At 36.1% G+C, this 17,941-nt stretch carries 21 protein-coding genes; 5 read left to right on the top strand and 16 right to left on the bottom strand.

The genetic code is table 11. From position 1 onward, the window contains the following. The first annotated feature begins 1 nt into the window (after position 1). From R4Z09_RS11195 to R4Z09_RS11185, 3 genes are read left to right on the top strand one after another with little or no spacing between them, the layout of a single operon-like run. Positions 2-715, top strand: coding sequence for an ABC transporter ATP-binding protein (locus tag R4Z09_RS11195; RefSeq protein WP_338452393.1), 714 nt, complete (start codon positions 2-4; stop codon positions 713-715). After that, positions 708-1,862 carry an ABC transporter permease gene (locus R4Z09_RS11190; protein ID WP_338452392.1) on the top strand — a complete coding sequence of 385 codons (1,155 nt, stop codon included), beginning with the start codon at positions 708-710 and terminating at the stop codon, positions 1,860-1,862. Before R4Z09_RS11195 ends, R4Z09_RS11190 begins: the two co-directional genes overlap by 8 nt. Before the next feature lie 41 nt (positions 1,863-1,903). Further along, a complete protein-coding gene (locus R4Z09_RS11185) occupies positions 1,904-2,617 on the top strand; it encodes an NAD-dependent protein deacylase (RefSeq protein ID WP_338453250.1) in 714 nt (237 codons plus the stop codon). 58 nt (positions 2,618-2,675) lie between these two features. Here the strand turns inward: R4Z09_RS11185 and R4Z09_RS11180 are convergent, their stop codons facing one another. Together R4Z09_RS11180 and R4Z09_RS11175 are read right to left on the bottom strand one after the other, a co-directional pair. Continuing rightward, positions 2,676-3,161: an SRPBCC family protein gene (locus R4Z09_RS11180; RefSeq protein WP_338452391.1), complete on the bottom strand. Its 486-nt coding sequence runs from the start codon at positions 3,159-3,161 to the stop codon at positions 2,676-2,678. A 46-nt stretch (positions 3,162-3,207) separates the two neighbouring features. Next, the gene (locus R4Z09_RS11175) at positions 3,208-3,975 is read right to left on the bottom strand and encodes an NRDE family protein (protein ID WP_338452390.1); all 768 of its coding nucleotides are present in this window, start codon (positions 3,973-3,975) and stop codon (positions 3,208-3,210) included. Between the two features lie 172 nt (positions 3,976-4,147). On the opposite strand from R4Z09_RS11175, the gene R4Z09_RS11170 reads away from it, so the two are divergent. Beyond that, positions 4,148-4,324, top strand: coding sequence for a YozQ family protein (locus tag R4Z09_RS11170; protein ID WP_338452389.1), 177 nt, complete (start codon positions 4,148-4,150; stop codon positions 4,322-4,324). 48 nt (positions 4,325-4,372) lie between these two features. On the opposite strand, the gene R4Z09_RS11165 is transcribed toward R4Z09_RS11170, so the two are convergent. The 4 genes from R4Z09_RS11165 to R4Z09_RS11150 form a co-directional block, all read right to left on the bottom strand. Beyond that, complete coding sequence (locus R4Z09_RS11165; protein WP_338452388.1) at positions 4,373-5,572, bottom strand: MFS transporter; 1,200 nt, start codon at positions 5,570-5,572, stop codon at positions 4,373-4,375. Between the two features lie 144 nt (positions 5,573-5,716). Continuing rightward, complete coding sequence (locus tag R4Z09_RS11160) at positions 5,717-6,088, bottom strand: Replication termination protein (protein ID WP_338452387.1); 372 nt, start codon at positions 6,086-6,088, stop codon at positions 5,717-5,719. A 100-nt stretch (positions 6,089-6,188) separates the two neighbouring features. Next, positions 6,189-6,779, bottom strand: a complete 591-nt coding sequence (locus R4Z09_RS11155; protein WP_338452386.1) for a class I SAM-dependent methyltransferase — start codon at positions 6,777-6,779, stop codon at positions 6,189-6,191. A 193-nt stretch (positions 6,780-6,972) separates the two neighbouring features. Continuing rightward, positions 6,973-7,584: a cell wall hydrolase gene (locus R4Z09_RS11150; protein WP_338452385.1), complete on the bottom strand. Its 612-nt coding sequence runs from the start codon at positions 7,582-7,584 to the stop codon at positions 6,973-6,975. Positions 7,585-8,008: 424 nt separating this feature from the next. Between R4Z09_RS11150 and R4Z09_RS11145 the strand changes: the two genes are divergently transcribed. Continuing rightward, a complete protein-coding gene (locus tag R4Z09_RS11145; RefSeq protein WP_338452384.1) occupies positions 8,009-9,658 on the top strand; it encodes a Na/Pi cotransporter family protein in 1,650 nt (549 codons plus the stop codon). A 43-nt stretch (positions 9,659-9,701) separates the two neighbouring features. On the opposite strand, the gene R4Z09_RS11140 is transcribed toward R4Z09_RS11145, so the two are convergent. The 10 genes from R4Z09_RS11140 to R4Z09_RS11100 all read right to left on the bottom strand — a co-directional run bounded on the left by R4Z09_RS11140 (position 9,702) and on the right by R4Z09_RS11100 (position 17,884). Beyond that, positions 9,702-11,810 (bottom strand): MMPL family transporter, encoded by a 2,109-nt coding sequence (locus R4Z09_RS11140; protein WP_338452383.1) that lies wholly within the window; start codon positions 11,808-11,810, stop codon positions 9,702-9,704. 612 nt (positions 11,811-12,422) lie between these two features. Next, positions 12,423-12,728 carry a DUF2513 domain-containing protein gene (locus R4Z09_RS11135; protein ID WP_338452382.1) on the bottom strand — a complete coding sequence of 102 codons (306 nt, stop codon included), beginning with the start codon at positions 12,726-12,728 and terminating at the stop codon, positions 12,423-12,425. 230 nt (positions 12,729-12,958) lie between these two features. After that, positions 12,959-13,222: a hypothetical protein gene (locus tag R4Z09_RS11130; RefSeq protein WP_338452381.1), complete on the bottom strand. Its 264-nt coding sequence runs from the start codon at positions 13,220-13,222 to the stop codon at positions 12,959-12,961. A gap of 661 nt (positions 13,223-13,883) precedes the next feature. Beyond that, complete coding sequence (locus R4Z09_RS11125) at positions 13,884-14,018, bottom strand: hypothetical protein (protein WP_338452380.1); 135 nt, start codon at positions 14,016-14,018, stop codon at positions 13,884-13,886. Between the two features lie 119 nt (positions 14,019-14,137). After that, entirely contained in the window at positions 14,138-14,458 is a 321-nt protein-coding gene (locus R4Z09_RS11120) for a tyrosine-type recombinase/integrase (protein WP_338452379.1), read from the bottom strand. A gap of 18 nt (positions 14,459-14,476) precedes the next feature. Beyond that, a complete protein-coding gene (locus R4Z09_RS31035) occupies positions 14,477-14,647 on the bottom strand; it encodes a tyrosine-type recombinase/integrase (RefSeq protein ID WP_422392296.1) in 171 nt (56 codons plus the stop codon). Positions 14,648-14,855: 208 nt separating this feature from the next. Continuing rightward, complete coding sequence (locus tag R4Z09_RS11115) at positions 14,856-15,050, bottom strand: phage integrase N-terminal SAM-like domain-containing protein (protein WP_338452378.1); 195 nt, start codon at positions 15,048-15,050, stop codon at positions 14,856-14,858. A gap of 147 nt (positions 15,051-15,197) precedes the next feature. Continuing rightward, positions 15,198-15,917 carry a YebC/PmpR family DNA-binding transcriptional regulator gene (locus R4Z09_RS11110; RefSeq protein ID WP_338452377.1) on the bottom strand — a complete coding sequence of 240 codons (720 nt, stop codon included), beginning with the start codon at positions 15,915-15,917 and terminating at the stop codon, positions 15,198-15,200. Between the two features lie 216 nt (positions 15,918-16,133). Next, on the bottom strand, positions 16,134-16,613 hold the full coding sequence (locus tag R4Z09_RS11105; RefSeq protein ID WP_338452376.1) for an aromatic-ring-hydroxylating dioxygenase subunit beta: 480 nt from the start codon (positions 16,611-16,613) through the stop codon (positions 16,134-16,136). After that, the gene (locus R4Z09_RS11100; RefSeq protein ID WP_338452375.1) at positions 16,610-17,884 is read right to left on the bottom strand and encodes an aromatic ring-hydroxylating dioxygenase subunit alpha; all 1,275 of its coding nucleotides are present in this window, start codon (positions 17,882-17,884) and stop codon (positions 16,610-16,612) included. Before R4Z09_RS11100 ends, R4Z09_RS11105 begins: the two co-directional genes overlap by 4 nt. Positions 17,885-17,941 lie beyond the last annotated feature (57 nt).

The raw sequence follows: 17,941 nt of genomic DNA, 5'->3' as shown, positions 1-17,941 counted from the left end.
TATGTCACTTATATCAATAAAAATCAATGAAGCAGGATATGATCCCGGTGAAGCAAAAATCCATCATCTCGATTTTTCTATACATAAAGGTGAATTAATCGGATTAATAGGAGCTAACGGCGCCGGGAAAAGTACGACGATTAAAAGTATTCTTGGCCATATTCCCTTTTTAGAGGGTGAAATACTATTCAAGGAAGGGATTGCGACGGCTTACCTTCCAGAGCGTCCTGTTTTTTACGATGAACTTACACTACAAGAACATATCAATTTTATCGCAGCTGTTGAGGAGCTTTCAGTCGAGGTTTTAAATAACCGTGTGACTCCTCTATTGAAAAAATTTCAGCTGACAAACCATATTCATGAATTACCTGGTACCTATTCGAAAGGAATGCAGCAAAAGGCAATGTTCATCTTAGCCTTAATGATTAAGCCTGACCTGCTGATTATTGATGAACCATTCATGGGATTGGACCCAATTGCCACGAAAATCGTGTTGGAAATGATTATGGAGGAACGCAATCGCGGGGTTGGAATATTAATGTGTACTCATGTACTGGATACTGCTGAAAAGGTTTGTGATCAGTTTGTATTGATTGACCATGGACAACAGCTTGCCTATGGTACGTTAGAGGATTTCCGTGGAACCTGCAGTCTGCCTGGAGCTTCACTATTTGACTGCTACCATCATTTGATTGCGGACAAAGGCCATGAGTAGTCTCGCGATACTGTTTAATCGTCTGTTACAGGATTTTCGCTTTCAATATAAAGTGGTGAAAATGGTTTTGGACTGGACGGTTCTGCTATATATTGTCGTTCCCGGTCTCGTAATAGCGGGATTTATTTATCGCTCCTGGTGGGTAGACCTGCCTGCATGGGGTGAATTTGTATATCTTCCTATTATAGCAGTCTTTATTTATTTTATTTCGTGGACAAGCCGTTATCGAACATTTGTAAAAGAAGCTGATGAGGTGTTTCTACTGAAACATAAGCTGAAATATTTTAATCTTAAGAAATGGTCCTATCTCTATTCGTTAATAAAAAGTACGATCTCTATTATAATCGCCGTTATTGTAGCGTTACCCTTTCTAACTAGTAAATACTCACTCTCCTTTTCAGAAATTATTTGTTTTATGCTGTTATTTGTCGGCTTTTCATTCTGTATCATGGCAATAAAAATGATTCTTTCATCGTACTGGACCGGTTGGATAGAAAAACTGTTATTGTTTGGTATTTTTGTTTTATTTTTAGTTGGTACGATTATTCTCTTTTCTAATTATGTTTTTGTGCCAGTTTATTTTATTGGAATATCCTTCCTTTTTACCGCTATGGCATTTATATTAGTCAATCGAAGATTTCATACAACACGTTACTTCTTACAAGAAATAACGAAAGAAAATGAAGAAAGACTGCGTTTTATCAATTTAATTTTTGGTGCAAGTCCAGGGTTTGAAAAACAAAAAATCATTAAAAGAAAACAACCGTTACTATTCCCGCAATCACAGAAAATATTTATGAAGAATCTTGCCCCGTTTGGATTTTATGAACTATTTATTAAAATCATCTTACGTAATACAACTTACTTTGGAGGATACTTTAAGCTTTTAGGCGTTACTGCATTTGCGATTATGACTGTACCTCCTTTGTACTTGAAACTATTTATCCTGATCGGGTTTTCGTTCTTTATCTGGATCTGGGTCGGGTATTTATGGGATAAGGTGATACTGTCAAACCCAATTGGCAAACAATATAGGAATCATGATGCATTTTTTTCCGCACGAAAAAAAGCAGAGTTCTATTTAACTCTCCCTGCTATTTGTATCTTATCTGTCATATTGATTGTGAATCTAATTTTGTTGTCTTAAAATGAAATCAAGTAAAGAATGGTAAGGGGTAATTAATCATGATGTTGAAAAAATGGTTACAGGAATCCGATTATACGGTTGTTTTTACTGGTGCTGGTATGTCAACGGAAAGCGGGCTGCCTGATTTCCGTTCCTCTAATCAAGGAATGTGGAAGAAAAAGGATCCAAGCAAGATTGCGAGTACTAAAGCCTTAAATGAAAATGTCCATGAATTTATTGCTTTTTATCGTGAAAGAGTCTTAGGCGTAAAAGAATATAAACCGCATAAAGGACACTTTATTCTGGCTGACTGGGAAAAGCAAAAGATTGTCAAACACATTATTACACAAAATGTAGATGGTTTTCATCAGCAAGCAGGAAGTCAACAGGTTGCGGAATTACATGGTACTTTGCAAAAGCTGCACTGCCAGTCATGCGGGAAGGAATACAGCAGTGAAGAATACATTCATCAAGAATATTACTGTACTTGCGGTGGGGTTTTGCGCCCGTCCATTGTCTTATTTGGCGAATCACTGCCGGAAAAAGCGTTTCAAACAGCTTATGAGGAAGCAACAAAGGCAGAGCTGTTTGTTGTGTTAGGCTCCTCTCTTAGCGTTACGCCTGCCAATCAATTTCCCTTAATTGCGAAGGAAAACGGAGCAAAGCTAGTTATTGTCAACATGGAAAAAACTGATTTTGATATGTATGCAGACGAAGTCATTCAAGATAAGAAAATTGGGGAACTATTGGTGGAGCTTGACCAAAAAAATCATTAAATTAATGGTGATCTAGCTTTAAATGATACGTGATAAATAGCGGACAGTATTCTGTCCGCTATTTCATTTCATTATATACTTCGACATTCTTAACATACTGTTCATACCACTTCTTCCATTCTTCTTCCCGGCTATCAATTGTCTTGCCATCAAGCAAGGCCTGAATCACATCAAGACAAACATGCCATCCTGCAAGATCTTTTGGAGTGTGTTTTGTTAATGTTTTTATGCTTTCTTTTAAAATTAACTGGCATCCGCCGGCTTCTTTTTGTAATTCAAAACGAACGGTATCGTCACCCCATGTATATTCCAATATAGCATGATGCTCAAGATCCAGAATGGTTATCTCTTCAAAAGTTCCATCGCCCATATCAAATTTGATAAGCCCGCCTTTTTTGAGCTCTTCAACATGAAGCTCGGAAAACCATTTACACAATAAATCATTTTCTGTTAAATACGCCCATACATCCTCAATTGAATGTTTAAGATGGCGTTCAAACTGTGCAAGATACCCATTCCCTGATTTTTCGATTACAGCTAACAAAGCTGGCACCCCCTATTGCTTCGTTTTTCCGGATATGTATACAATTTTAGTATTCATTCTTGAGATGAATCGTAAATTCCTGATCTTTCCTCTCATTGTTAGTAAAGATACGCTCATGAAATAGAATCTCATCATCTGTCATTCTAATTACGGTAGAGCTTCTTGTCCCATAATCAGGGCTTTTAATAAACAAAGGTGAAAGCATTCTTTCCATTTCAAGTGGAACACCTGTATTTGGCAGGAGTTGTTCTGGGGCGGGGTCCGAGTTTTGGAGCAGCGTAAAAAGCTTCTCAACCATATCGTCGTTTGTTTCTTTAATAATGGAAGATAAGCCTGCCTTCCCCTTTTGTACCTTAGGCCATTCGGTATCCAGTAAATGATTGCTTACACCATAAATTCCCGGCATCAGTCTTTGTAAATGATCACTTTTGTTCGAATAATAGTACAGTTGATTGGCCTCTCCAGCTAGTAAATTATATCCGGGATACTCGTCTTTTTTGTCTGCCAACATTTCCATATAAGCATTTAAATCGCCTTTGTACTGTAATGCATCTGCCACCAATTCTCCGCGCGAACGTTTCTTCAATGAAAACTCGCTTGGGTCCCTATAGTTGGTTAATGCAGAGAATCGTCCATTTGACGTTACACCCATCCAGGTACCCATTTTTTCTAAATCACGGCCGGCGAGAATGTCTGGGATGTCTTCCCAATACTGTGCTGGTGCAGTCGGTCTTTGATAAAATTCGTCTCTGTTCGCTGCGACGATTAGCTTATAGGTTGGATGTGCATGGTAGGCAAATAAAATTAAACACATATTTTTCACAGCCTTTAGATCATTCTATTTTCTTGATGGAATATGCAATGTGTTGATACTGTCTATTGTAACAAATCTCTTTGTATAATGTCCGTATATTTGTTTTTCTATAATCAAAGGAATGGTTCTCATTATTTTGAAGAAAGCTAAAGGCATAAAGGAGGTACTGGATATGGGTAAAAATCAAGGAAATAATTTTAAACCAGTTAACAAAATTTATGATTCAAGTGATTATGAAAAAAATAATCAAGAGTCAAAAGGTTTAGCAGATACTCATGAACAAGTAAGTGACGCTTATATGGTTGGCGACATTGTAACGCATGACCCATCCAATCAAGATAAAGGATAATGAATAAAAAATCGCTCAATAGATGGCAAGCACCTATTGAGCGATTTTTTATGTTAATTCCAGCTGTCGAGTTTCTCTACCAAAGAAGGCTACGGCTACCACGCCAATAACGATACTGATACAAAATAGCGTGAAAATAAATGAAATAGAATATTCAGCGCTGACTAGAGAGCCTACAAGCAGCGGCCCGAGTATTCCGCCAACTCTGCCGACTGCCGCTGCCATACCTGAGCCGGTTCCGCGAATGACAGCCGGATACTGCTCAGGGCTATAAGCATAAAGTGCTCCCCAAGCACCAAGATTAAAAAATGACAATAGAATACCTGATAACAACAATAACCAAGTCGCTTCTGCGTTTCCAAAAGCAAGAGCCGATGCTGCAGTCCCTAATAAATAAGTAACAAGGACAAATTTACGCCCCATTCGTTCAATCAGCCAAGCAGCAGAATAATATCCAGGCAACTGTGCTAATGTCATAATCAGTACGTATTCAAAGCTTTGGATCATACTAAAGCCTTTCATTACCATCACACTTGGAAGCCATAGGAACATACCATAGTATGAAAAGACAACTGTAAACCAAAGTACCCATAATACCAAGGTAGAACGGGCATATTCCTTAGACCACACTTCCTTAATATTTTGCCAAGCAGTCCGCTTTTTCATCTTATTTGGTGAAAAAGCCGGTGAATCGGGTAATTGTAAACGTAAATATAAAGCATAAATTGCTGGAATCGCGCTGATAATAAGCGCAATCTGCCACCCGTAGGATGGAATTACAAAATATGAGATGAGTGCAGAAAGCAGCCAGCCGAATGCCCAAAAACTTTCCAGTAATACAATTACACGCCCGCGGTCTTGAGCAGGAACACTTTCCGAAACAAGCGTTGATGCAACGGGTAATTCACCGCCAAGCCCCATACCGACGAAGAAACGTAAAATGAGGAATACGGTAAGGGTTGTCGAAAATGCGGATAGACCTCCTGCGAGTGAAAACATGAGCAATGTAATGATGAAAATATTTTTCCGCCCGATCCGGTCAGACATAACGCCAAATAGAAAGGCTCCAACAGCCATTCCAATTGAATTAATACTGCCAATCATGCCCATTTGCCCAGGTGTTAAACTCCAGTCGGCTGCTAAAGCAGCAATTACAAATGATAGCATCCCAACATCCATAGCATCGAACATCCATCCTACCCCTGCTACCCCTAATAGCTTTTTCTGTGAAATTGTTTTTTCTGTCATATTGCAGCCTCCATCATGTTGTCATGACATTTGTCTTTACTATATAAATATAGACAAAATACGACAGAATCACAAGACAGTAAATAAAATAACCGGCAGTACAAACCTGCCGGCTAAAAGTCCTCTAATCTATTACTGCAATAACTATGAATAATTATCTTCCAGTGCTTTTCTAAGTATTTGTGATGAGCGATCTAAATCAGCTTTAACCATTTTTTTATAAGTTTTTGCTTTTTCTTTGTCCTTGATGGAATAAACCGCAACCTCTTGATACTTGGAGTCGCCTTTTTTTATTTTTCCTCTTGTCAGTATGCCGTCTTCTAATAAATCATGTAAGGCCCGGTATATTTCTGAATGCTGCGGTTCAAAGCCAAATGGTTGAAATTCCTTTCGCATTTCATCTAACAGCTGCAGGCCATACCATCTACCATTTTCAATATTGGTGATGAGGTATAACTTTAAAAACGCCCTCTGTTTAAGTAGAAATCCAGTACTTTCCCTTTTTCGGCTGCTCATTATTCACACACCGTCCACTATTTGACTTTTCTGAATATATTATAGCACACTGTGTAAGTAAGGAATATGAATATGCAACCATTCCTTGAAAATTTTTCCGTTATTTGATTTCCAGCTCCATAGTGACAAAAAGACCGTGATAATACTTTTTTAATTCTATAAGATGGAAACCATTTGCTGTGACAGTCTGAACCGTTTCCCGATCTAATTGGCAGCCATCACAAATTTTACTCCAATAGGGGGTTAATTGTTTCTGCAGCCGTGCCAAATAGGGATTGTCCATTTTGACATGTTCAAATAGAAGTATTTTTCCATTCGGTTTACAAATTCTTTTGATTTCCTGTAAAGACTTTTCTGTATCAGGGATGGTACAAAATACTAACGTTGCAACGACGGTATCAAATGTGTGATCACTAAAGGGCAATTTTTCTGCCCCCGATTGAATGATATCGATTGGAACAGAAGCTGCATGTAGATTCTTTTTCGATCGTTCAATCATAAAGGAACTAGGTTCAATGGCGGTCACGCTTTCTACCCTCTTATATAGAGGAAAATTAATCCCTGTTCCAGCCCCGATTTCAATGACTTTTCCATGTGCTTTCTTTAGTAATTCTCCACGAATCTGTTTGAATTTTCCTTGCTCCAAAGGATACATGAAGAAATCATACCATTTAGCGAATGTTTGACTCACTGCGCTCACTCCAATTATCATAATCATCTATGTAGTAAATAAAAAAGGTAGGTCCATCCTTTCAAGATTCCTCCCTTTTCGTTTTAACAATCAATTTTTTGCCAGCATTTATTCTATCAAAATTTTTTCGCTTTGTAGAGTAAACAACAAAAAAAAGGCCGGCTCCTTTCATGGAGTCAGCCTTTTTTATTGTTTACTTTGCAAATCGGTGGTTGCCAATTGTAACTGTTGTGGTTCTTGAATAGATCCAACTGCTTGTAGACGTGTTTGGATTATAGAAATATATGGAGCCGTTTCCTTGGCCTCTAAAAGCAAGAGCTTCATAGACTGCTTTTTTGGATTCTGCATCAGCAGGTTGATAGATTGTTCCGTTTTGAACAGGTGTAAATGCATAATGACCTTGATCAATTTGATAAATAACCTCTTTTACCGTATTAGGAAAATCAGGATGGTCTAAACGGTTAAGAATAACGGTTGCGACTGCTACTTTACCTGCATATGGCTCACCCTTAGCTTCAGCAGAAACTAAACGAGCAAGCAGATCCTTATCACTTTCAGAAATGATAGATTGTGGAATTACCAGCTTCTGACCAACATAAATCATATTACCAGACTGGTTATTTGCTTCTCTTAATGCATTTAATCCTACACCATATCGATTACTGATTTTCCATAGAGTATCTCCTGAATATACCGTGTGTGTGGTACTTGCCGCTTCAGTTTCAGCCGGCGGTTGAAATGTAAATAATGATACTGTTGTCACCAATGCTAATGCTGCGATTTTTAACTTTTTAAACTTCTTCATGAATACCTCCTAGTAATCTGCATTGTTTGTCTATTACTAGGCTATCAGTTGTAACATAATGATTCATGAGCTAAAAATTGGTAATAGATTAATAGAAAGGATAAACCTTGCTGCAAAACTATTATCCTTTCCCGTGGAAAATAAACCCAAATAAAATTGGAAACCACTTTTAAACTGAAATGGAATAAATAACCTCAATTATAACAAAACGTTACATCATCATTTCATATATGGCTGTCCTATTAATCTGTTTCAATTATTAATAAGAAAGGGTCTAGTACCACTTAATTATTAAAAAAAAATATAGAAATTATTAAGAATTTGTAAAAAAAATTATCGTTACAATTGCTTTACCGCAAGCTTTACTGCATAATTTAATAGATATGTATTTTTTTGTCGAACAATGTAGTCAGGGGTTGAAAATGTGGAAATAGATGTTCAACGAATGATATTTGAATTGCTCGGGGGTCTGGGGATCTTTCTATACGGCATAACAATCATGCGGACGGGACTTCAAAAATGCGCCGGTAATAAAATAAAGGATATACTTGATCGATTTACATCAAATCCACTAATCGGATTTTTAGCAGGTATAGTTGTAACGGGGATGATTCAAAGCAGTACCGCAACGACTGTCATTACAGTCGGCCTAGTAAGTGCAGGTTTTATGACCTTGCGCCAGGCCATTGGGGTGATCCTTGGTGCCAATATTGGTACAACCGTCACAGCTTTTATTATCGGAATCAATATTGAAGAATACGCTTTGCCCATTATTGCCATTGGAGCATTTCTTTTGTTTTTCTTTAGAAAACAAATGCTCAAAAATATTGGACAAATTTTCTTTGGGCTTGGGTCACTTTTTTATGGTATGGATTTGATCAACCAGGGAATGGAGCCTGTCAGTAGGCTGGATGCCTTTCAGGAGCTTACCTTACAGTTAAGTTCGACTCCATTATTGGGGGTTCTATTAGGTACAATCTCCACGATGCTGATCCATAGTTCCAGTGCAACGATTGGAATTTTACAAGGATTTTATGCAGAATCATTTATCTCGCTTGAAGCGGCTTTACCTATTTTATATGGTGATAATATCGGAACAACCGTTACTGCTGTTATTGTTTCGATAGGTGCATCGATCGCAGCTAAAAGAACAGCGGGTATTCATGTACTTGTCAATGTCGTTGGTATGATTATCTTTTTAATTCTATTGAAGCCATTTGCTGCTGTTATTTTATCGTTAACCTCAGCTTTTCATTTAAGCCCTGAGATGGCTATTGCATTTGCACACGGTATTTATAATATTTTGAGCAGTCTTCTCTTTCTTCCTTTTATAAATGTACTAATCCTTTTAATTCAGAAGTTGATTCCTGGTAAGGATTCTCTCATGGAGTATCGTTCAAAAAGGCTTAATCCCCGTTTAATTGAACAATCTACGGCTATTGCAATAGGCCAGGCAAAAGAAGAGGTCATCTTTATGGGGAATTTAGCCATTAAAGGACTTGAAGAATCACATCTTTTTTTAAAAACAAGGAAGGAGAAGCTCGCTAAAAATTCAAAGCAGGCTGAGGAATTGTTGAGCAATTTAGATCGAAAAATTACAAATTATCTTGTTGATATTGGGTTATTCTCGTTATCAGAGTATGAGTCTGAAGAACAAAAGAAGCTGATCAATACAGTACGCGATATTAAAAGTATCGGAGAGCTTTTTGAAAATATCATCGAACATACTGAATATCACATAGCAATGAAGGTGAACTTTTCCGACCAAGCATTAGTGAACTTGGATGAAATGTTTGAAATAACTATTGGTACTGTTAAATCTGCTATGATTTCATTAGATCAAAATAATAAGGATTTGGCCAATGAAGTAATCAAAAAGAATGTCCTTATTGATCACATGATCGAAGATCTTCGTACGCAGCATGTATTGCAATTACAATCTGGAGAATGCAGTCCCCAGTCCGGAATTGTCTTTATTGATCTTATTAGCAACTTAGGACGGATTGGGAATCATGCTGCCAATATTGCCAATTCAGTTTTAAAGGAGCAAAAATATTTTCAGGAAGTCAGATAAATGCAGTCAAAATGATTTGTGGATACAAATAGAAAACCCGGAATTATTTTCCGGGTTTTCTAACCTTTTCCCTTTTAAAAGGCACCCACCAGTTCCAATCCCCTAATAACTTCATTAAGGAAGGTACGAGAATCATCCGTACGATGGTTGCATCAATTAAGATAGATAACGCTACGGCTATTCCTATTTGTTTGACAGGAACTATTTCAGTGAAGGCAAATGCTCCCGTTACGACAATCATAATTGCTGCGGCAGCCGTGATAATTTTGCTTGTGATAGTCAGTCCTTGCAATGTCGCTAAATTATTATCTTTTGTACGAAGATATTCTTCTTGAATCCGTGAAATTAAAAATACCTCATAATCCATACTGAGACCAAAAACGACTGCAAATGCAATAACCGGTATCATTAGCCCGATGGCCGTAGGGGCGTTGCCTAAATGTCCTTCTTGGAATATCCACACAACAATTCCAAATGCTGCGCCTAATGAAAACATATTCATCAAGATCGCTTTTAAAGGAATCAATACAGAGCGGAAGGCAACGAGTAAAATCAAGTAAGTCGAGCCTATAATCAATAAGAGTCCGAGCGGGACTTTTTCATAAATTTCATCAAATATTTCCTGATTAAACTTTGAAAATCCCCCGACAGTAAAACTTAATGGCATATCTTCCCCTTCTATATCACGTACCCAATCCTTTGCCTTTTCTGATGTAGCGGGTGCATCGATCGTCACATATAAAAGTGTCTTATTATTTGTTGTAAATGAGTCTAATAAAGGCTGAACCTGTGTTTTCATCTGTGTATTCTGTATTATTGCAAGAAACTCTTCCGTATGAACGCCGGCAGCAGAAAAAATAGAATCTACTTTGTTAACAAGGCCTTCTTCTTCAAGCTTTGAAATAAAGTCTTCAACCTTGAGGAGGGATTTTTTCGTTAACAGATTATCCTTTGTTTGAAGGACAAAGATGACATTGGACTCATCACTTGGTAGAAAGTTATCTTCGAATATTTCATAGGCAATTCTCGTTTCACTGTCTGCTGGTAATGCGGTAGCATCTGGAATTTCCAGCTCCATATCCTTTATCGGTAATAAAGCAATGGTTAAAAGAATGAGAGAAGCAAGTGTCATCAAAATCGGACGCTTCATCACAAAGGATGCAAATTTTTTCCACTTTGCTTGTTGATTCTGAGTTCCCTTTATAATCATGGCTTTATTTATTTTATGGCCAATTAACGATAAAAAGGCAGGTAAAAAGGTTAATGCTGATAATACCGAAACGATGACAACAGCAATCCCGCCAATAGCGACCGAACGGAAAATATCTACTTCAATGAATAACATCCCAGATAAGCCCAAAGCGACGCAGATACCAGAAAAAGCAATGGAACGTCCAGCTGTTTTCGTTGTATTTGCAATGGCCTGCTTGACAGGATGTTTAGTCAATTCTTCGCGGAAGCGATTAATATAAAGTAGGGCAAAATCAATGCTAAGCGCAAGCCCGATCATTGGGACGACATTTAAAACAAAAATGGAGAGATTTATATAATGGCCCAATAAATAGACAATCCCCATCGTTGACAAGACAGCAATTATCCCGATCACAATCGGTATGCCTGCAGCAACCAAACCTCCAAAAGCGATAAGCAGTACAATCAGTGCAATGGGAAGTCCAATCATTTCGGCATTTTTTAAATCCGTTTGTGAACCTTGGCTCATTTCTTCTTCAATGACCTTACTTCCTGTAAGAAAGACTGCAAATTCTTCATGCTTCGGTAAATGAGACTTTATTTTATCGATATTAGTGTCATCCTTAAGAGAAAGGGAGACATATGCGTAATCATTTTTATACTGTGGCGGTGCCGCTTCCCCATCATACTCTTCCAATAAATGATTTACCGTTTCATAGATAAACTCCTCAAATTTACTCTTTGATGCGCCTTTTTCCTTTTCAAATAATAGAATCAACGGTCTTGGATCCTGATTAAATTCTTCTTCTAATACTTTCTGTGTTCTTGCATAACTCCCTTCCATTTCGAAACCACTTCCGGAAAGAATACCAGGGAGCTGAAACGCAAAATACCCCATAAAAAGTGTTAAAATAATCCAAATAATTACGATTCCCTTTCGAAATCGATACAAACTCCTCACTTCCTTCTGCTAATCTAACTATTTTCATTATCATGCATGAAGGGAAGATTGAAAACATTTGAACTGGAAAAAGTTATTAAAAAGAGCAGATCTTTTTTATAAAAAGTCTGCTCTTACGGGAATTATTCCCCTAAATCAACATTGTGATACACTTGTTGAACATCATCTAAAATTTAACAGTGAACATTGATATAACAACGTTTTAACACGCACTTTAAGTATGAGATTTTACACATTTATTATAATTTATATGGTTGAATTTTACAATATCTTAGAAACAGTATATCATCATTCATTTATCCACTATCACAGCTATAGAATTAATATCAGCCAACAATAATTGAGTGCCTGAAATTGACTTATTATCTATAATGGAAGGAATAGAAATTTGCTTCACCTTATATTGTATAATAAAACAGGTCTGTATTCATCATCATAGCCCTCTATTCTTTGTAACTTCCCCTGTTACTTCTATATGATAATTAAAATAAAGGTTAATAGATTAAATTAGCGTTACAATTAGTTTTTTGATTGATTTTTTTAATGAAATTAATTAATAAAATACACCCTCAAAATGGGAGTGCCTAAATTTTCATCCTAAAAATAACTGTTTCAATAATTGAACTGCAAGAGATTTAAGTACTTCAAATGAAATACCTCCACCTTTTTCTTTAACTGTATCTTTAACCTTGTTCCAAACTTTTTAATTGATTCTAAAAACTCATGTCCTTCCCATGTTAGTCTTTGAGTTGAATGTCCACCGATATAAAAATCAGCTACTATTAAGCGTGCCTCTGATAATAATTTTACATGGTAGTTTATTTCATCATTAGAATAATCATCATATGACAACTCTATCCAAGAAGATGGACTTTCCTTTTGTTCAATTTCCATCAATATTTTTCTAATTAACTCCATATCCCTTTTCAATTATTTTTGTTTTTTTACATCAAATATATAAAGACACCCTAATGGATGCTTGATTGATTTACGATATATATTCAACAAAAGAAGGAATCCTTAACAATCCAGCTTTTGTATAGTTTCTAAATTTCACACGGCATTTAATCTTAGGTTCTAGAAAAATAAAAATCTTATTCTCCTCCACAATATAATTATGATATTGTTTATAAAACTCTTTTTTAGCGTCAGGTTTCATGAACTCCATAAATCCCACCCGGCTTTGATTTACCATCCTGTTCTACAGCCAGTAAAAGTCCAAATAGATTCTTACTTAAGCCAGTAATATACGTATCAACATACTGATAGTTAATCACTTTCAACCAATCGTGTGAACGGCTTCCAATTTTGTATTTTGAATCAGCTTTTTTAAGGACAATTCCTTTAAGGTTATTTTTTCGAACTACATCGAAGTATGATTCACCATTACCGACCATCCATTGTACTTTCACAATATTTTCTTTCTGGTTGAGAATACCTTCAAGCAGCTCTTTTCTCTCTAATTAAGGTAAATTAACTCTTTTGCCTTTATAATAAATTACATCGAATACACAAAACTGAATTAAATGATTGGATTTCTTTGATTGAAACCTCTCCATCATTGTCTCGAAATCAGGTTTACCTTGTGAATCTTTTACAATAATCTCCCAATCAAGAACAGTCATTTTGGGAATATCTATTGTTAAAAGCTCAGGAAACTTTAAGCGTTAACCTCATTGTTACAATCGTTAACCCTTTACGCTTTTGAGTTTTTTCTTTATCTTTTAATAAAGGCGATTTTGTAATGCAGTTTATTCGATATCGGTCTCACTATAAGCAAACTCCTTATTCAAGATAGGATATTGATTTGGACGTTGAATCAATAATATTTCGTAAATATCACGAGTGGCTAATCCAAGGTTATCGTTAGCAAATGTAAATACAATAATATCTTTTTCGTACTTTTATATATAAAAAAAGCCCTAGCCATATTGGCTGAGCTTCATTATTTAAAATATTATTTATAGTTCCTTTTAGTTCTCGTTTTCCTTCGTTCTTTATCATCATCAATTAATTTTAATGGTGAATACTGTGATAATTTATCTCCTTGAATTGTTCCGAAGCAAAAATCGTTTATTTTCCAATAATCGCTAAAATAACTTCGGCTAGTTCAATTTGATCATCATTAGAAGTAAATTGATCAAAATCTAGTTGAGTGATGGATTGGCATATATTTTTTATTTCTTCGAGTTTTTCTTCTGCATTCATTTAAAACACCTCCTCAAGTTGTTTTTAATATCGTTCCCTTTACTTCTCGTTTCTTTACAGCAATATTAGCATTGCTATGTTTAAGATTATTTAGTAATTTGTTGAACCATCAGGTTAAATCATAAGTTTGAAAGCGGATTTGTAGATTTCGCTAATTCTACAAAGTTTTCATCTTTCAATGATTGTAAGTATCTTGTTATAATGTGGGTTGATTCATGTCCTAATAACCACGAAAGTGAGTACACATCTAAGCCTAATTTCAATTGTTTCTGAGCATAATAATGACGAATGGTATACGGAGGACAACGTATCAATTCTCTTGCTTTTGCTTTTTTCCCCGCTTTTTTTAAAATAATCTCAATTGTATTAACCGTCAACACTTTACCGTTTCTTGATAAAAAGTAATTAGAATCTGTCATAATCTTATCCTTAAAATTCATCTCTTTAATTCTCTCATATTAGATCATGTACTTTTTTAGCAGAGGGGAAATGTAAAGTTGTCTTTCTTTATTACCCTTACCCTTTATCTTGATTGTGGTTTGTAAAATATCGATATGGGTCAGTGAACATAATTCAAGGTTTCTAATGCCCAAGTCAACGAGAAACATTAAGATAAGTCGATTTCTCATATCTAGATAGGTTTGAGTACCGTATACATTTATCATTCGTTTTATTTCTTCATCAGTGAATATTTTAATTATTGTTTTAGGTTCACGCATAAATTTTACAGATAGAATCGGATTTCTCTTTTCTGCAATATAGCCTTCCTCAACTATAAATCGAAAAAATGAGAGCATATTCTTGAGAATAGTGTTTACATACAATTCAGTTAGTCCTTTATTTTTTTAAATTCATAAGATAGGATTTAATATGTTTTGTTGTAATATCCTCCACTTCTTCAATGTTAAATTCATTTTTTAAATAATTGATGAATGCTAAGTTATTATTTTTGTACCCTTTAATTGTTTGCGAACTGTAATTTTTAATTTCTAATTCATAAAAAAATTCTTTATAAATATCCTCTAAGAACACAGAAAAAACCCACCTTTCATATGATTTTTCATACAAAAAGTGGGTTAAACGTTTATCAATATAAATTTCTGTTATTTTTTAGTAGTATATCACAGTTAGTTAAATTTTAAGGTTTAATAATCGCCTTCAAACCCTTGGAACGACTGATTATTCCCCTAAATCAACATTGTGATACACTTGTTGAACATCATCTAAATCTTCTAAAACATCTATTAATTTTTCAAATTGCGCTACTGCATCTTCTGGTAATGTCACATCATTTTTGGCAAGCATGGTGAGCTCTGCAACGGTAAATTCACTTACACCTGCAGTTTTAAAAGCTTCCTGTACAGCATGGAATTGATCCGGTTCAGCATATACAATAACGGAATCATCTTCTTCAAGAATATCACGGACATCCAGGTCGGCTTCCATTAAAAGCTCCAGCACTTCATCCGAAGATTTTCCTTCAACTCCGATTACAGCTGTTTCATCAAACATATAAGCAACCGATCCGCTTACCCCCATGTTTCCGCCGTTTTTACCAAAGGCAGCACGTACTTCAGATGCTGTACGGTTCACATTATTTGTTAAGGCATCAACAATAATCATTGATCCGTTTGGACCGAAGCCTTCATAGCGAAGCTCGTCGTAGTTTTCTTCAGAACCGCCCTTTGCCTTTTCAATCGCACGATCAATAATATGTCTTGGTACATTATATGTTTTTGCACGCTCTAAAACAAAGCGTAAAGACTGATTTGATTCTGGGTCTGGTTCCCCCTGCTTCGCAGCTACATATATTTCCTTTCCAAATTTGGCATAGATACGACTTGTATTAGCATCTTTTGAAGCCTTTTTTTCCTTAATATTGTTCCACTTACGACCCATAAAGTCCCACTCTCTTTCGACAATTTATGTAATAAATCATTAAATAAGCTTAAACATCCTTTAGATATTGATAATGCTGGATACTCACTTATTTATTCACAAAATATATTATACATAATCCATTCATCCGATAAAAGTCAAATAAATAAAATATGTAATGAACAAATAAATTAGAGTAAAAAACACGCTTGGATGTTCCAAGCGTGTTTTGCGAAATTATAGAATAATACTTACTTTACCTTGTGGGCGTAAAGCTTCAAGGTTAAGAATTACTTTCTTAGAAAGAATTTTCAATTCGCCGTCTTCATTTACCAATTTGTACTCATTAACACCAACATATGGATCTAGGAAGTCACGCTTAGCACGGTATGTGATGAAGTTCGCTTTTACAGTGACAACTCCATCTTCATTGCTTACGATTCTTACGTTAGACACAGTATGTGTTGTTTTTGAGTGTGGAAATTCAACGTGAGCTTCTTTCTTTAACAAACGCAATGCTCTTTGCTCAAGACGTGCTCTATCATCATGTACTAGGAATAAAGCTGTTCTGAAATCTGCATTTGGGCTGCCGATAGGAGGAATTGCATATGTTCCTTCTTTAGCAAATAAATTTGCCCATTCTTGCATTTTCCATTCATCAAGTAATTCTGCCTCACGGTATAAAAAATCTTCAACTTCTTGACGTGTTATATTCATGCGTTAACCCCCTCAGCTTCTTTGCCTTCTCTTTTTGCTTCTTCAGCTAACATTAATTCATTCCATCTACGCCAGAATGCACGCATTTGTGCTTCGTCTGTTGCTTGAGGTACTTCTCTGTTCATACCTTTAGAGATATCATTCCAGCCAACTTCTTTAGCATTTAAGAAACCTTCTTGACAAAGTTCAAGTGCTTCGTTGTCGTCTGGAGTTGCGAAACCTGATGGTCCTAAGAATTCTAGGAAGCTATCGTTACGAACTTGTCTGAAGTTTTCTCCTTCTGCTTTTGGTGCTAATGCATAACCAGTTACTTCAATATATCCAGGTTCGATTGGATAGAAAGTTCTGATTGTGATAGCCATGATATCATTGATGATTAGGTTAGGGAAAATCCAGATATTACGGTTTTTCTTAGCAATACGGTGTGCTCTTTCTTTACCGAATTTTGCTTCTAATCTTTCAATGTTCTTTTCGATAACTTCTTTTGCTTCTTCTCCGTAACCTTCGATCCATTTACCTACTGGTCTTGGCCATGCAGAGTAGTATTCCATAACAGCATGTCCGCCGCCAAGGTCTTTACCTTCACCAATAAGACTGTCTTTTTCCATTGTACCGCCACGAGTAGCAACAATATCAAAATAAGTTTTGTGTGTTGGTACACCATGGTATAAGTCAACACTGTTTTCGCCTAGAAGCTTCCAGTTAGCACGTACGCTGTATTGTTGAGGATCTGTTAGAACTTCCATTCCAAGAGATGGATCTTCAGCAGCATATGCTTGGTCAGCAACTAAATCTAAATATTCTTTAGCGTTTCCTAAGTAATCTTCTAAAGAAATAGCGTTATCGTCGAAGTTAACAAACATAAATCCGCGATAGTTTTCAAGACGCTTTACTGTAGCAAGGTTTTTAGATCCATCACAGTTATGGTCATTTGGGAAACCTGCTTTATCAGGCATACCAACTAATTCACCTTGGTTATTAAAGCTCCATGCATGGTAGAAGCAACGGAATACTTTAGAGTTACCACAAGCTTCACGAGTAACTAATGCTCCACGGTGTGGACAGCTGTTATAGAACGCGCGAATTTCGCCATCTTGGCTGCGAGTAAAGATTAAGTTACGTCCGCCAACTTTTCTTCTATGGAAATCACCTTTGTTTGGTAGTTCAGATTCATGTCCAATATAAAGCCAGCACTTATTGAAAATAGCGTCTCTCTCTGTTTCTAAAATCTCTGGATTAACAAATGCTTGTCGATTGACTTTGAAAGACAACTTCTCTTTGTCTTCTCTAATATATTTCCCCATCAATGTCCCTCCTAGAATACTATA

Source organism: Niallia oryzisoli (assembly GCF_036670025.1).
Taxonomy (GTDB): Bacteria; Bacillota; Bacilli; order Bacillales; family Cytobacillaceae; genus Bacillus_BD; species Bacillus_BD oryzisoli.
Note: the sequence above shows the minus strand (reverse complement) of the source record. Positions and strands in the feature narration are given on the sequence as shown.

What these genes read in the sequence shown, in the direction of transcription:
- R4Z09_RS11170 (WP_338452389.1), top strand. Translation starts at nt 4,148, where the DNA reads ATGGGTAAAAATCAAGGAAATAATTTTAAACCAGTTAACAAAATTTAT.
- R4Z09_RS11120 (WP_338452379.1), bottom strand. Translation starts at nt 14,458, where the DNA reads ATGAATTTTAAGGATAAGATTATGACAGATTCTAATTACTTTTTATCA.
- R4Z09_RS11105 (WP_338452376.1), bottom strand. Translation starts at nt 16,613, where the DNA reads ATGAATATAACACGTCAAGAAGTTGAAGATTTTTTATACCGTGAGGCA.
- R4Z09_RS11150 (WP_338452385.1), bottom strand. Translation starts at nt 7,584, where the DNA reads ATGAAGAAGTTTAAAAAGTTAAAAATCGCAGCATTAGCATTGGTGACA.
- R4Z09_RS11190 (WP_338452392.1), top strand. Translation starts at nt 708, where the DNA reads ATGAGTAGTCTCGCGATACTGTTTAATCGTCTGTTACAGGATTTTCGC.
- R4Z09_RS11135 (WP_338452382.1), bottom strand. Translation starts at nt 12,728, where the DNA reads ATGGAGTTAATTAGAAAAATATTGATGGAAATTGAACAAAAGGAAAGT.
- R4Z09_RS11165 (WP_338452388.1), bottom strand. Translation starts at nt 5,572, where the DNA reads ATGACAGAAAAAACAATTTCACAGAAAAAGCTATTAGGGGTAGCAGGG.
- R4Z09_RS11175 (WP_338452390.1), bottom strand. Translation starts at nt 3,975, where the DNA reads ATGTGTTTAATTTTATTTGCCTACCATGCACATCCAACCTATAAGCTA.
- R4Z09_RS11185 (WP_338453250.1), top strand. Translation starts at nt 1,904, where the DNA reads ATGTTGAAAAAATGGTTACAGGAATCCGATTATACGGTTGTTTTTACT.
- R4Z09_RS11125 (WP_338452380.1), bottom strand. Translation starts at nt 14,018, where the DNA reads ATGAATGCAGAAGAAAAACTCGAAGAAATAAAAAATATATGCCAATCC.
- R4Z09_RS31035 (WP_422392296.1), bottom strand. Translation starts at nt 14,647, where the DNA reads ATGAGAAATCGACTTATCTTAATGTTTCTCGTTGACTTGGGCATTAGA.
- R4Z09_RS11110 (WP_338452377.1), bottom strand. Translation starts at nt 15,917, where the DNA reads ATGGGTCGTAAGTGGAACAATATTAAGGAAAAAAAGGCTTCAAAAGAT.
- R4Z09_RS11195 (WP_338452393.1), top strand. Translation starts at nt 2, where the DNA reads ATGTCACTTATATCAATAAAAATCAATGAAGCAGGATATGATCCCGGT.
- R4Z09_RS11160 (WP_338452387.1), bottom strand. Translation starts at nt 6,088, where the DNA reads ATGAGCAGCCGAAAAAGGGAAAGTACTGGATTTCTACTTAAACAGAGG.